The 11,999-nt window shown below is 60.3% G+C and carries 10 protein-coding genes and 2 pseudogenes; 5 read left to right on the forward strand and 7 right to left on the reverse strand.

From position 1 onward, the window contains the following. Positions 1 to 23 precede the first annotated feature (23 nt). The 3 genes from AC0L16_RS14430 to nuoH are packed head-to-tail and all read right to left on the reverse strand — an operon-like array spanning position 24 to position 2,085. Positions 24 to 464 (reverse strand): CBS domain-containing protein, encoded by a 441-nt coding sequence (locus tag AC0L16_RS14430; RefSeq protein ID WP_127316750.1) that lies wholly within the window; start codon positions 462 to 464, stop codon positions 24 to 26. Between the two features lie 39 nt (positions 465 to 503). Next, on the reverse strand, positions 504 to 1,070 hold the full coding sequence (locus tag AC0L16_RS14435) for an NADH-quinone oxidoreductase subunit I (protein ID WP_292396800.1): 567 nt from the start codon (positions 1,068 to 1,070) through the stop codon (positions 504 to 506). 28 nt (positions 1,071 to 1,098) lie between these two features. Continuing rightward, the gene (gene nuoH, locus AC0L16_RS14440) at positions 1,099 to 2,085 is read right to left on the reverse strand and encodes an NADH-quinone oxidoreductase subunit NuoH (protein WP_473621502.1); all 987 of its coding nucleotides are present in this window, start codon (positions 2,083 to 2,085) and stop codon (positions 1,099 to 1,101) included. 402 nt (positions 2,086 to 2,487) lie between these two features. On the opposite strand from nuoH, the gene AC0L16_RS14445 reads away from it, so the two are divergent. Together AC0L16_RS14445 and AC0L16_RS14450 are read left to right on the forward strand one after the other, a co-directional pair. Then, positions 2,488 to 2,955 carry a RidA family protein gene (locus AC0L16_RS14445; protein ID WP_473621504.1) on the forward strand — a complete coding sequence of 156 codons (468 nt, stop codon included), beginning with the start codon at positions 2,488 to 2,490 and terminating at the stop codon, positions 2,953 to 2,955. A gap of 351 nt (positions 2,956 to 3,306) precedes the next feature. Then, a complete protein-coding gene (locus AC0L16_RS14450; RefSeq protein ID WP_473621505.1) occupies positions 3,307 to 5,793 on the forward strand; it encodes a DEAD/DEAH box helicase in 2,487 nt (828 codons plus the stop codon). 226 nt (positions 5,794 to 6,019) lie between these two features. On the opposite strand, the pseudogene AC0L16_RS14455 reads toward AC0L16_RS14450, so the two are convergent. Further along, positions 6,020 to 6,864 (reverse strand): annotated as a pseudogene (locus tag AC0L16_RS14455) (LysR family transcriptional regulator). 199 nt (positions 6,865 to 7,063) lie between these two features. Here AC0L16_RS14455 and AC0L16_RS14460 point away from each other — a divergent pair. Continuing rightward, positions 7,064 to 8,029, forward strand: a complete 966-nt coding sequence (locus tag AC0L16_RS14460) for an SDR family oxidoreductase (RefSeq protein ID WP_473621506.1) — start codon at positions 7,064 to 7,066, stop codon at positions 8,027 to 8,029. 312 nt (positions 8,030 to 8,341) lie between these two features. Here AC0L16_RS14460 and AC0L16_RS14465 read toward each other — a convergent pair whose 3' ends face one another. Next, entirely contained in the window at positions 8,342 to 8,767 is a 426-nt protein-coding gene (locus tag AC0L16_RS14465) for a type II toxin-antitoxin system VapC family toxin (RefSeq protein ID WP_473621508.1), read from the reverse strand. Further along, positions 8,767 to 9,009: a type II toxin-antitoxin system Phd/YefM family antitoxin gene (locus AC0L16_RS14470; RefSeq protein ID WP_473621509.1), complete on the reverse strand. Its 243-nt coding sequence runs from the start codon at positions 9,007 to 9,009 to the stop codon at positions 8,767 to 8,769. Before AC0L16_RS14470 ends, AC0L16_RS14465 begins: the two co-directional genes overlap by 1 nt. Before the next feature lie 178 nt (positions 9,010 to 9,187). Here AC0L16_RS14470 and AC0L16_RS14475 point away from each other — a divergent pair. After that, positions 9,188 to 9,322 (forward strand): annotated as a pseudogene (locus AC0L16_RS14475) (DoxX family protein); the annotation flags it as partial. Positions 9,323 to 9,392: 70 nt separating this feature from the next. Here AC0L16_RS14475 and AC0L16_RS14480 read toward each other — a convergent pair. After that, the gene (locus AC0L16_RS14480) at positions 9,393 to 10,589 is read right to left on the reverse strand and encodes an ROK family transcriptional regulator (protein WP_473621511.1); all 1,197 of its coding nucleotides are present in this window, start codon (positions 10,587 to 10,589) and stop codon (positions 9,393 to 9,395) included. Between the two features lie 141 nt (positions 10,590 to 10,730). Between AC0L16_RS14480 and AC0L16_RS14485 the strand changes: the two genes are divergently transcribed. Continuing rightward, positions 10,731 to 11,996, forward strand: coding sequence for an ABC transporter substrate-binding protein (locus tag AC0L16_RS14485; RefSeq protein ID WP_473621512.1), 1,266 nt, complete (start codon positions 10,731 to 10,733; stop codon positions 11,994 to 11,996). Positions 11,997 to 11,999: the final 3 nt, after the last annotated feature.

Genomic DNA, 11,999 nt, shown 5'->3' on the forward strand with positions numbered 1-11,999 from the left:
TCGGCTCCCCCGGGTTTGTATCCTCAGTGATAAGGGGTCCCGGCAATGTAATCGCTCAACGCTTGCTCGGTACGGAGCAATTCGTCGAGCCGGTGCTTGACCACGTCGCCGATGCTCACCACGCCGACAGAAGCGTCGCCGTCCATGACCAACACATGGCGCGTGCGTCGGTCGGTCATGAGCGACATCACAAAGGGCAGCAAATCCTGTGTCGAACAGGTCACCACACTGCGGTTCATGATGTCGGCGACCCGCATTGTGGGCGCCTCGATTCCGTATTCAGCCACCGCATAGCAGCAGTCCCGCTCCGACAGCGTGCCCAGGCATTCCCCGGGCGAACGGCTGACGACCACGAATCCGATGTTGTTGTCCCGAAACAACCGCAGGACTTCTACGACCGTCTGATCTGGTGTGACCGAGATGAGCTCGGGAGATTTGGTCTTCAAGATTTGGCAGACAAGCATCTGAGCCTCCTGTGCTCCGGCTTGACGGCTACCGCACGTTCACGTTCGGCGGATATTCCGCCACCAGTTGTATCCCTGCGGCTCACTCGTCTCGACTAGCACGTCCTGTTCGGTGTTCAGGCGCGCCGCGACCACACCGCCGCCGGTCGTCGCCTTGCCCGGTTTGCCGAGCAGATCGTCACGTCCGACCACCAGGTCACGCGAGGAAAAACTCGAGAATTCGTACTCTTGGCCAAGCGCGATCGCGTCGGCCGGGCAGGCGTCCTCGCACAGCCCGCAGAACAGGCAGCGGGCCATGTCGATCTCGAATTTTGCTGGATGCCGGTTGCCCTTCTCGTCCTCGTAGGGAATGACTTCGATACAGTCGCAGGGACAAATCCGCGCGCAGAGCTCGCAGGCCACGCACTTGATCTCGCCCTCTTCGTCGCGCGTCAAGAAGTGATGCCCGCGGTAACGCGAATAGGGCAACCATTTTTCCTTGTCAGGATACTGCATGGTCACGGATCTGGAGAACATGTAGCCGAAGGTCAGCGCCAAGGCGCCCGCCAGATCGGCGAAGAACGCCCAGCCGATCCATGCTCCACTTCTGTCCAGTGCGCGCGACATAGCGCCTCGCTACGAGCCACTGCTATCCCTAAAGGAAAGCAACACCAGTTATAATTATGTTCCCCAGTGACAGTGGAAGCAAGACTTTCCAACCGATCGCCATCAGTTGGTCGTATCGATAGCGCGGGAAGGTGAAGCGGAACCACATAAACACATAGAGGAAGAACGCGACCTTGAGCGCGAACCAGAGGAGCGGCGGCAACGGGATCAGCACGCCGTTCCAGCCGCCGAAGAACAGGATGACCGACAGGACCGACACCAGCAGCATGACGGCGTATTCGCTGACCATGAAGAACGCAAAGCGGATGCCGCTGTATTCGGTATGGAACCCGGCCCCCAGATCGCCTTCCGCCTCCGCTAAGTCAAAAGGTATGCGCTGCGCTTCGGCCAGCCCGGCGACGAAGAATACGAAAAACCCGACCGGTTGGTAGACGATGTTCCAGACATCGGCCTGCGCCCGTACGATCTCGAGCAGGCTCATGGATTGCGCCAGCATGACCACGCCGATGACCGCGAACCCCATGGGGATCTCGTAGCTGATCATCTGCGCGCAAGTCCTGAGGCTGCCCAGGACCGCGTATTTGCTGTTCGCGGCCCAGCCGCCGAAGATGACGCCATAGACCTCGATCCCGATCACCGCGAAGACGAAAAGGAGCGCCACGTTCATGTTGGAGACGTAGAGCGTGATCTCGGCGCCGAGGACCGAGACGCTTTCGCCGAAGGGGATCGCGACGAACACCACGAAGGGCGGGGCGAGCGCCAGGATCGGCGCCAGTTTGAACAGGAAGCGGTCGGCTTCGGCCGGGATGTGATCCTCTTTGGTCAAGAGCTTGATGCCGTCCGCCACCGGCTGCAGCAGCCCGTGCCACCCCACGCGCATCGGCCCCATCCGCTGCTGGATGTGCCCGGCGATCTTGCGTTCCACCCAGGTCAGCGGCAAAGGCAGCAGCAGCAGGATCGCAATCAGCAACGCGACCTTGAAGGCGATCAGGCCAAGGGCGACGACAAGTTCCATAATCCGCGGCTACTTGTTCATCGGGTTGAGACTTACGATACTGAGCACTGCGCTTGTCCGGCTTCGCCGAAACGACAGTCTGCCGGCGGCAACGTAACTTGTGCAATGTATCACAGTCTTACAGTTGCTGGCCATGGTGTGTGTCGCTTGGCGCTCAAACGGGCCCGCACATCGAGCAATGGCACGCAATGACGGGACCAGATGGCCCCAGCGCCTAATACTGAACGCCTCCACAAACAGCCCCCTTACTTACCGTTCAACAACGGCATTCGGCACGAGACACATACCTAAGGGCCAGAACGCAGGGCACTGAAACGCTTAATCGGTGCAGGTGACGCTCCCCCACTAAAAAATGCTATCGGTCATTTCCTGACTGACGACCCGCTCGAACGGCTCTGCGATATGCAAAGGAGACGTCCCGATGGACCCGAACAGCGGAACGAAAAAGCAATCAAAGGGGTAGCGAAGAAGATGACGCTAGAGTGTATCAATCCGCGCGATTTACCGACCCCAACGACCTATACCCAAGTCGTTGTCGCAAGCGGGACCAAGCTCATATTCGTCGCTGGTCAGGAACCGGAAGACATCGACGGGAAGCTTGTCGGCCCCGGTGATCTAGCGGCGCAAGCACGCCAGGTGTTCGCCAATCTTGGTCGAGCCCTTGCAGCCGCCGGTGCCTTTCCCGAACAAGTGGCAAAGATTACGATCTACGTTGTTGATTACGAGCGCGATCGCCATCTGGCGATCATCGAAGAAGCTCGAGTGGTGCTGTTCGGCGATCACAAGCCTGCCGACGTCCTCGTAGGGGTCACCGCCCTTTCTCCTGGTTACCTCATCGAGGTTGATGCGTTCGCGGTTGTGGATGGCTAGGCCACGACCGGGCAACCGAACCAGCAGAGTCTTATCCAACGACTGGCCGCGACGGTCTTTTTCCGACGATGCTGATCGTTGAAGGCGCGTCTAGAGAAGGTCGAAAATCGATCGATCGATGTCGATAGTGGTTGAAACCGAGCAAGTCGCGGATCGCCGAAACTCGTCTTTGAAATCAAGAGCGCGAATTTCTGACGCATCGCTGAGACCGTTCTTGGCTGCGCGCAGAAAAATTTGCCCTGAAAAGTCAGCATGTTACGAAAGCTGTGAATAATTGACTGGGAGTAGGGGAGTCGCCCGCATTCACGATTAACATCTGGTGAGAAAGTTTTCTGAACGGATTATGCTTCGATGAAACCCAAGCGCCAAAGCCTGAATTCCGCCATCAAGCCGAACCGGGAGCCTAAGCTCTCGCGCACCCACGCGCCTGCCGACCTTTCGCCGGTCGACTGGCAACGCGGCTTGCGCCGCCAGTTCGGACGCGAGCAGGACTTCGGACTTGAGAATCTCACCAGCGAACCGTTTTTCTCCGAATTTCGGGTCAGCAATGCTGTTTCGAAGTCCAGCTACCGCGTAGCGATCCGAGGTCTGGGGCCGGGTGGCAATTTCTGTTCATGCCCCGATTATGCCACCAGCGAATTGGGAACCTGCAAGCACCTCGAATTCACGCTTGCCCGATTGAAGAAAAAGCGCGGCGCCAGGACAGCGTTTGCGCGCGGTTACCAGCCGGCTTTTTCTGAGCTGTATCTACGCAACGACGGCAAGCGCTGCGTGTATTTTCGCGCCGGAACTGACTGCCCGCCAGCGGTCGCCGAAGCCGCCGACGGGTTGTTCGATGCCGAACACGAAGGGATGCTGTCGGACGAGCGGTTTGGCGAGTTGGAGCGCTTTATGACCGTGGTGTCGACGCGCGGCCATGAGTTGCGGGCCTATGACGATGCGCTCGATTTTATCGCGGGAAGGCGCGATGCGGACCGGCGCGCCGCAAAGCTCGAACAATTGTTCCAGCGCGGTGCCGCCGATCCCAAGCTGCTGGAACTTCTGAAGGTACCGCTCTATCCCTATCAGGCCGAAGGCGCGCTGTTTGCGGTGCGAACCGGCCGGGCATTGATCGCCGACGATATGGGATTGGGCAAGACCATACAGGCAATTGCCGCAGCTGAAATACTGGCGCGGCACTTTGGCGTCTCGAAAGTGCTGGTGGTCTGCCCGACCTCGCTCAAATACCAGTGGCAAAGCGAGATTATGCGTTTCTCGGGGCGGGAAGGTGAAAATGCGGCACGCGTGATCAACGGCGGTCGGGCGCAGAGGCAGATGGACTACACCTTTGACGATTTCTGCAAGATCACAAATTATGAGAAGCTCAAGCCCGATCTCGACCTGATCGCCGCGCGGGGGCCCGAGCTGGTCATCGTCGACGAAGCGCAAAGGGTCAAGAACTGGAACACGATTGCCGCGCGCGCCTTGAAACGCATCGATAGCTCCTATGCGATCGTGCTTACCGGGACGCCGTTGGAAAACAAGCTGGAGGAACTGGTGTCCATCGTCCAGTTTGTCGATCAGCACCGGCTGGGACCGACCTGGAAGCTGCTGCACGAACATCAGGTCAAGGACGATGCCGGGCGTGTTACCGGCTATACCGGGCTGGAGAAGGTCAGCCAGACGCTGGCGCCGGTCATGATCCGCCGGCGCAAATCCGAGGTGCTGCGGCAACTGCCCAGCCGGACCGACCAGAATCTGCTGGTGCCGATGACCGAGATGCAAATGCTCCATCATCAGGAAAACGCTGATGTGGTGGCGAAAATCGTCCAGCGCTGGCGCAAGACCAGGTTTCTGTCGGACAAGGATCAGCGCCGGCTGACCTGTGCGCTACAGAACATGCGCATGTCTTGCAACAGCAGCTATCTGCTGGACCAGGAAACCGACCATGGCGTCAAGGCCGACGAACTGGCGGCGCTGTTTGAGGATTTGTTCGCCGAACCCGACGCCAAGGCGGTGGTGTTTTCGCAATGGACGCGGACCCACGACATCGTCATCCGCCGCCTCGAAGCGCGTGGGCTGGGCTATGTCAGCTTCCATGGCGGCGTGCCTTCGGAGAAGCGGCCAGCATTGGTCGAGCGGTTTCGCGACGACCCCGCCTGCCGCGTGTTTCTATCCACCGATGCCGGCAGCACGGGGCTCAATCTGCAGCATGCTTCGACCCTGGTGAACATGGACTTGCCGTGGAACCCGGCGATCCTCGAACAGCGCATCGCGCGCATTCATCGCATGGGTCAGAGACGGCCGGTGCGGGTCATCAATTTCGTCGCCAAGGGCACCATCGAGGAAGGCATGCTTTCGGTGCTGGCGTTCAAACGCTCCTTGTCGGCGGGAATTCTCGATGGCGCCAGCGGCGAGATTTCGCTCGGCGGTTCGCGTCTCAATCGCTTCATGAAGGACGTGGAAAATGTCACCGGGAGCATGGGTGAGGGCGAGGCCGTAACACCGGCCGAGGAAGTGAGGAACATCGCCGCTGCAGATGCGGCCGGTTCCGCGGAAGATGTAAATGCGGATGTAGACGCTGGAGCGGGCGAGACGGCGATTGCGCGAACTGATGGAGCCGGAGCGAGCGATACGGGTGCCGATCCCTGGCGCGCCTTGCTGCAGGTCGGCGCCCAGTTTGTCGCCGCGCTGGCGTCCGCCAACGATCCCAGCGCACCGGCGCATCCATGGATTGAGCGCGATCCCGCCACCGGCGCGCAAAGCCTCAAAATGCCGCTGCCGCCACCCGAAGCCGCGAGACAACTTGCCGATACGCTTTCTGCACTCGCCGACAGCTTGCGGGGGAAGATTGCATGACGAGCCGTGGTTGAACGCATGATCGCTTCAATCGCGCAGTGGCCTGGCGCGTTGGTCGCAGAGCGCCATGAGGGGCATAAATCTTAGACAAGACCGTACGATTTTGACGGCCCCATAGGTCGGTACTCGGCGCTGTAAACGAGAAAAAACCCAGCGAGATCAATGATATAACTGGCCTTAAAACAATCGAGTGGGGAGTAGCGGGGAAACCGCGGCGATAGCATGTTCAAGCCTCCATTAGCCTGGAGGACAAAAATTCGACGAAGCGCTGGGTCTTGGCTGGAATAAGGCGAGTTTCGGTGACGGCGTGAATGCTGACCGACGATCCCTGCCATTCGGGCAGGATGCGCCGGAGCCGGCCAGAAGCCACGTCTTCTGCGACGATCTTCTCGGCAAGCAGGGCGATGCCCTGTTGGTCGACCGCCAGGGCGCGCATCATCCCGACGCTGTTGAGCGTGAAGCGGCCGCGAACGCCGACTTCGACCTTGTTCACCCCCTGGTGCAAAGTCCAGGTCGGGGCCCGCGGCATGCAGATGCATTCATGCTCCGCCAGCTCCGCCGGTGTCGCGGGCTCGCCTGACGCTTCGATATAGCCAGGAGATGCATAGAGGTGGCGCGAAGGCGCGCGATCAGACCGGAATCTTCCAGTTTGCCGATGCGGATCGCCACATCGAACGGCTCGGCGACCAGGTCGACGCGGCGTGGGGTCAGGTCGAATTCGAACGTGATACCGGGATAGTGCCGCGCGAAGTCGCCGATGATCGGCGTAAGGTAAAGCGTGGCGAAGTCGACCGGGAGCGAAACCCGCAGGACGCCGCTCGGCTGCTCAACCATCGCGCCGAGCTGCTCGTGCGCCAGCCGTGCCTCGTCAACGATTCGCTTGCTTCGCTCGTAATAGAGCTGGCCGGCCTCGGTGAGCTCGACTTTGCGCGTCGTGCGATGCAGCAGTCTCAGGCCGATCGCCTTCTCCAACTCGCCGATACGCCGCGACAGAGTGGAGTTTGGCATGCCGAGAGCCTCTGCCGCCTTCCGAAAGCTCCTGACTCTGGCCACCTCCACGAACAGCGCCATGTCGTTCAAATGGTTCAACGGATTGCTCCATTAATGGAAAGATGATTTCTATTATGCGGGATTTATCTTAATACTGGAATGGTGCACAAGGGACTCCAACGAATGGAGACCCACCTACTTCGGTGGCACTGCGCGAGGCTATATCGATTAAACCGCCCTGAGCGCCCGAACCGATACCAGTTCATGACAGGAGATTAGATTGTTTCAATCACCGCATTCCTCGACCGTCTCGGAGAAGGCACCTGCCGAGACCGCAAGTTCAAGCGCGACGGGGACAAAAAAGGTCCTGCTCGTCGGCGCCACAGGGTTCCTCGGAGCCAAGATTCTCCGCAACCTGGCGCATGATGCGAATGTGGCCGTCGTCGCGATGTCGCGTAAGGACGCGCCCTCAAATGAGGGCGCCGACGTCGAATGGGTGCGCGGCGACATGATGGATCCAGCGTCATTGGATCGTGCTTTGCAGGGCGTGGACGTCGTCGTCAGCTCGGCCAACAGCTACATGAAGGGAAGCCTCGACACGGATTTTCAGGGTAACAAGAATCTTATAGAGGCCGCAGCAAGTGCCAATGTTGGCCGATTTGTCTTTCTCAGCATCGTCAGTTGCGAGGCGGCGTCAGCAGTGCCGCATTTCCACGCCAAGAAAGTGGCCGAGGATCTGATCAAGGCCTCCGGGGTGCCATCTGTATTTGTCCGCGCCCCTACATTTCTCGATCAAAGCTCAGACTATATTGCGAAGGGTGTGAAAGCTGGCCGGTTCCTTGCGATGGGCGATAAGACTACAAAATGGTCCTATGTTTTGACAGATGATCTGGCCTCATATCTAGCAAAAGCCGCGACATTTCCTGGTAGTGAAATCAACAACCAAACGATCGATGTCGGCTGGCGCGATGGGGCCAAGAGCCAGCAAGAGATCGCCGATCTCGTCTCCGAGGTTATAAAGAAACGCCTTAAGGTCCGGGCTGTGCCGTGGCTGGTTTTCCGCTTGCTGGCGCGCCCGGTCAAGCTGTTTTCCGAGCTTGGCTATGACCTGATGCAGATGTTCCTGTTCTTCAAGAAGGGCGTCTATGTTTCGAATATTTCGAAACAGGAGCACTTCTTTGGACCAGCGCCTACATCCCGAGATGCGATCACGCGATGGGCGAAAAGTCACCAGCTAATTTCGTGATGCATCGCGACGGTTGATCGGCCTGACAGTCCCGTCGTCGATCGCGCGGACCTGTTTGCGGACCTGCGCGGCTTCTCGGAAGCCACGGGCTTCCCCGACCGCACGGTCAACCATGGCGGTGACGGCCCCTTGATGGTGTCGGCGCGTCTTTCGTTCGACCCGATCGTGGCCGGGTCCCTGCTCGGCCACGCTAGTGGCCGGACGCCACATTAGCATCGCAGGAACGACGGCGCGGTGAAATGGCTTCACCAACGCAAGATAGCTGCTGCCTTGCACAAATAGCCACAATCCGCACATGCAAAGGGGTTCGGATCATGCCAGCAGTTGCGTCGCCACGCCGAGCAACGGTCCAGCCTCGGCGAGCTTTTGGTCGAGCGTATGCACCGTGGCGCCGTGCTCCGATGCCGTGGCGAGATGCAGCGCGTCGCCAGCGCGAAGCCCGAGACTATGCTGGTCGACAAACCTTGCCGCCGTGCGGAAATGCCCACCGGTGACCGGCAGCACGGTGAAGCTCTCGGAGACCAGCTTGTGGAACATCGCGAGCGCTGCTGCGCGCTGCTCCGCGTTGATCTGCCCGGTTCGCAGCTTGATCGCCATGGCCGACGACATCTCGGTGATGGTCCAGTCGCTGATCAGCAACTGCGCGGGGTCCTGCTCCGCCAGCCAGCTCTGAACGCCCGACGTCATCGCTTCATTTGAAAGGGCGGCAACGACCAGCGACGTGTCGAGATAGTGCATCAATAGCGGTCGCCATCCCGCATCGACCGTACCAGATCGGCAGAACTCTCGGCCTGAGGCGGCATGGTCGCGGTCAAGGATTGCAGGAGGGCCGCGTCGATCCGCCGCCGCGGTCTCGCCACGGCGGTGAGCCGTGCGACCGGTTTACCCCGCCGGGTGATGTCGATCGTATCTCCTGCCTCGACCCGATCTACTAGCTCGCTCAGATGGGCTTTGGCATCTGCCAGGTTGATCACACTCATGTCACGCTCCTGACCATGTAGATGGTCATATAGCGTAGTGCGCTCAACAATTCCAGTGAGAGGTTTTTCACGCGTCACGTTCTGCCCCGGCAGCGGCTCAATGACATGATCTGAGGGCATGCAGCTCACCGAACCGATAGACTCGCTGATTGAGCAGCCACATGATTTCCAGCTTCCACTGGGCGCGGCGGCCGTCTTGTCACGCTTCCGCGTTCACCTCACCGATATCGCCTACGCCGGGATGTTCTATCACCTGCTACTGTCCGGCTTGGCCCACGTCGGGGACGTGCCCCCGCCGAGCAACGCTCGGCCGCTTCGGAACGCCGGAGGAAGACATCGCGCCCGTCATCCTGTTCCTCGCGAGCACTCGCCGCAAAATCAAATCATTGCAGCCGGCTGTTGTGGCGCAGCACCAGGCCGACTGCGCCGAGCAATGCATCGTTCTCCGTGTGCTTGCCGACGATTATCCGCGTGCGCAGGGCGGGCGCGAGATCGCGGGACTTGATGAGCGTGTGGCGTTCATATGATGCGATCAGCGGTGCCAGGAGAATGTCGCCTGCCAAAGCCATGCGGCCACCGATGATGATGAGCGGCGGATTGATCACCGAGCCGATCAGACCAAGGCCACGGCCGGCGAACTCCGCGGTGTCCTCGATCATCCGCAGCGCCCCGACGTCGCCCTGTTCAGCCATCATGATCACCTCGTCCATCGTGACCGGCCGCCGCACGATGCGCGAAATCTGCTCGAGCGGCCGAGCAAAACTCGCATAAAGCTCTAGGCAACCGCGATTGCCGCACCGGCAAAGATCGCCGCCTGGATCGATGCTGATATGTCCGAATTCGCCGGCGCCGCCGGCGATGCCCGTCACCAGCCGGCCATGCTGGACTATGGCCCCGCCGACGCCGAGATCGATCTTGAACAGGACGAAATCGTCTTGGCCGACGGCCGCGCCCCACATCAGCTCGGCAATGGCCGAGCAGTTGCTCTCGTTGTCGGCGAAAATCGGCTGTTCGAGAACCGGCCCGAACACATCGCGGATGTTGACCCGAGCCCAGGTCGGAACAATACTCGCACGCTGCACCACGCCTTCGCGGCTGACAGGGCCCGAGACGGAAACCCCAACCCCCAGGAGCCCGGCCATCGGCAGGCCGTTCTCTTCATAGCATTCGGCAATTGCCGACTTGGCGAGCTCGGCCGCCTGTTGTGGCTGGTAGTCCAGGCCCATGGCGATAGTTTGTTCGGCAATGACAGAATGCGAGACGTCGGCGACGAGGCACCGCATCTCATCGAGGCCTAGGTGGATTCCAACGCAGGTGCCCGCAGCGGGATTGAGCGTCAAGGTCGCGGCAGGCCTGCCAATGCCCCTGGCCCCGTCATGGTGGGCCGAGGATTCGATCACCATTCCGGACTTTCTCAAGCCATTGAGCGCGGTTGAAACTGTCGACCGCGCCAAACCAGTGACGTGCGCGATTTGCGACGCAGAAAGCACGCCGCGCTCACGCAGGCAGCGCACGATCAGGCTCTCCGGTGATGCGGAGGGCTTGTCGATCAGCCAATTTCTAAGCGAAGGTTTGTTCATGGTGAGCACAAAGGACGTTGACTGATAGCTCAAATATGTCATCTTGGAAAGAACGGAGATGCTGCATCTCCCTCTGCGACGAACTCGAATTGCGTCACAAGCGGTCGCTACGAACCGTACATCACTTATGGGAGTGAAACGATGGAATATCTGAGGACGGCCGTTGCGGCCGCTACGGCGTACACCCTTGCTGCGGGAGCTGCGCTCGCAGAGCCCAAGACCAACCTGTTGCATCAATGGGCGACCGGATCGGACGCCCAGGCCATTGCCAAGCTCGGCGAGATGTTCACCGCCAAGGGTGGCACCTGGCAGCAGACCTCAATCGCGGGCCATACGGCCAACACGCTGGCGAAACTGCGCGCCGACGTCATCGCCGGCAACGCACCCCCAGCGGTGCAGCTCAAGGGGCCCGAGATCGCCGAGTGGAACGAGACCGGCATGACAGCCAATCTCGACGAACTGGCGACAGCGGAAAATTGGGAGAAGGTCGTCGCTCCCGAATTGCTGCCGGTGATGAAGCCGACCGGCAGTTGGGTGGCGGCGCCGATGAATATCCATCGCATCAACTGGCTGTGGGCATCGCCGAAGGTCATGCAGGAGGCAGGCGTCGCCGAGGTGCCGAAGACCTGGGCGGACTTCAACGCCGCCTGCGACAAGATCGTGGCATCGGGCAAGATCTGCATCTCGCACTCGACCGCCGACTGGACCGATTCGACGGTCTTCGAGGTCGTGGTCTACGGAATGGATCTCGATCTCTTCAAGAACGCCTTCGTCGAGGGGGACGTCGAGGCGATGCGCAGCGACGGCATGGTCAAGGCCTTCGAACAGTTCCGCACCATGACGACGAAATATATGGACCCCGGCATGAACGGGCGCGACTGGGATAGCATGTCGCATCTGGTCGGCCGCGGCGAGGCCGCCTTCCACATCATGGGCGACTGGACGCTCGGCCTGCTCACCGCCGGCGGCTTCAAGCAGGGCACCGACTATGTCTGCGCCCAGGCGCCGACTGACTGGGGCAAGCCGGGCTTCATCCTGAATTCCGACTCGGTCGTGTTCTTCCAGCAGAAGGATCCGGACTACGTCGACGGGCAGAAACTGCTCGCCAGCACCATCCTGTCGCCCGAGTTCCAGACGATTTTCAATCAGACCAAGGGCTCGATCCCGGCCCGTCTCGACGTCGATCTTTCGAACGGCTTCAATCCCTGCCAGCAGCTCTCGCAGAAGGATCTGCAGGCGTCGATCGATGGCGGCACGCTTGTCCGTTCGATGGCGCATAACATGACGATCCCGCAGAAGGTGCGCGGCGCGATCATGGATACCGTCACCGAATTCGTGGCGACGCCGGACATGACCGCGCAGGACGCAGCCAGCGCGATGGCCGATGCGGCCGAAGCGCAGATGTGAAGA

The sequence above is a fragment of the Mesorhizobium sp. WSM4848 genome (assembly GCF_055811375.1).

Bases quoted from the DNA above. Each gene is read 5' to 3' on its own strand.
- AC0L16_RS14450 (WP_473621505.1), top strand. From the start codon at position 3,307: ATGAAACCCAAGCGCCAAAGCCTGAATTCCGCCATCAAGCCGAACCGG.
- AC0L16_RS14430 (WP_127316750.1), bottom strand. From the start codon at position 464: ATGCTTGTCTGCCAAATCTTGAAGACCAAATCTCCCGAGCTCATCTCG.
- AC0L16_RS14435 (WP_292396800.1), bottom strand. From the start codon at position 1,070: ATGTCGCGCGCACTGGACAGAAGTGGAGCATGGATCGGCTGGGCGTTC.
- AC0L16_RS14465 (WP_473621508.1), bottom strand. From the start codon at position 8,767: ATGCACTATCTCGACACGTCGCTGGTCGTTGCCGCCCTTTCAAATGAA.
- AC0L16_RS14470 (WP_473621509.1), bottom strand. From the start codon at position 9,009: ATGAGTGTGATCAACCTGGCAGATGCCAAAGCCCATCTGAGCGAGCTA.
- AC0L16_RS14445 (WP_473621504.1), top strand. From the start codon at position 2,488: ATGCAAAGGAGACGTCCCGATGGACCCGAACAGCGGAACGAAAAAGCA.
- AC0L16_RS14480 (WP_473621511.1), bottom strand. From the start codon at position 10,589: ATGAACAAACCTTCGCTTAGAAATTGGCTGATCGACAAGCCCTCCGCA.
- nuoH (WP_473621502.1), bottom strand. From the start codon at position 2,085: ATGGAACTTGTCGTCGCCCTTGGCCTGATCGCCTTCAAGGTCGCGTTG.
- AC0L16_RS14485 (WP_473621512.1), top strand. From the start codon at position 10,731: ATGGAATATCTGAGGACGGCCGTTGCGGCCGCTACGGCGTACACCCTT.